The organism is Streptococcus sp. HMSC077D04, from assembly GCF_001808785.1.
Classification (GTDB): Bacteria; Bacillota; Bacilli; order Lactobacillales; family Streptococcaceae; genus Streptococcus; species Streptococcus mitis_BX.
Map to the genome: position 1 here is coordinate 481 of NZ_KV794533.1, position 579 is coordinate 1,059.

Sequence of the window (579 nt, forward strand, 5' to 3'; positions counted from 1 at the left end):
ATATAAGTCCAAACTGTTGGATTGTAGCTAGACAGAGATTTAATCAGATCTACCGTAGATTGTAAATCCACATTAAATCCTTCAAATAAATTTTCAGCTGATATTTTTTCAGATGCAAGGTAAACAAAGGGTGAGACTAAACTAAGATTCATGTCATTGTTTATCCTCCTAAATTGAAATTTGAGTTACAAAGGCTCCAGCAGCCCCTACCATAACACCACCGACAATTTCCAGAATGGCATTCCGAACACCTGGGCCACCATCCTTAATGTTGGTTGCAAGATTGACAATCCCCACAACAACGAGAAAGGCACCAACCGCAATCAATCCCTTCTGTAACAAAGACATAGCTTGTGCAAACATAGCACTTGCGTCTACTCCATAAACAAAACCTTTAAAATGCGTAATCATCTATTTCCTCTTTTCTATTTTTATTTTAAACTAGATTCAAAAGTTAAATCACGAATTCTAAGGCCTTCAAGATGATTTTCTTGTCTTTGATTCAAATGATTGATTTGATAGTTCCACCACCGTTCATCGGTTTCTTGGTTGGCTAGGTACTTCCAGTTTGGATGCTTA

Annotated in this window: 1 protein-coding gene and 2 pseudogenes; all 3 read right to left on the minus strand. The window is 37.1% G+C overall.

Features of this window, described 5'->3' with window-relative positions:
* A pseudogene (locus HMPREF2701_RS04875) lies at positions 1-152 on the minus strand (conjugal transfer protein TrbL); the annotation flags it as partial.
* Between the two features lie 16 nt (positions 153-168).
* Complete coding sequence (locus HMPREF2701_RS04880) at positions 169-411, minus strand: hypothetical protein (protein ID WP_000627865.1); 243 nt, start codon at positions 409-411, stop codon at positions 169-171.
* A 20-nt stretch (positions 412-431) separates the two neighbouring features.
* Positions 432-579 (minus strand): annotated as a pseudogene (locus HMPREF2701_RS11040) (TraG/TraD family protein); the annotation flags it as partial.

Coding starts and splice junctions, on each gene's coding strand:
- HMPREF2701_RS04880 (WP_000627865.1), bottom strand. CDS start 411: ATGATTACGCATTTTAAAGGTTTTGTTTATGGAGTAGACGCAAGTGCT.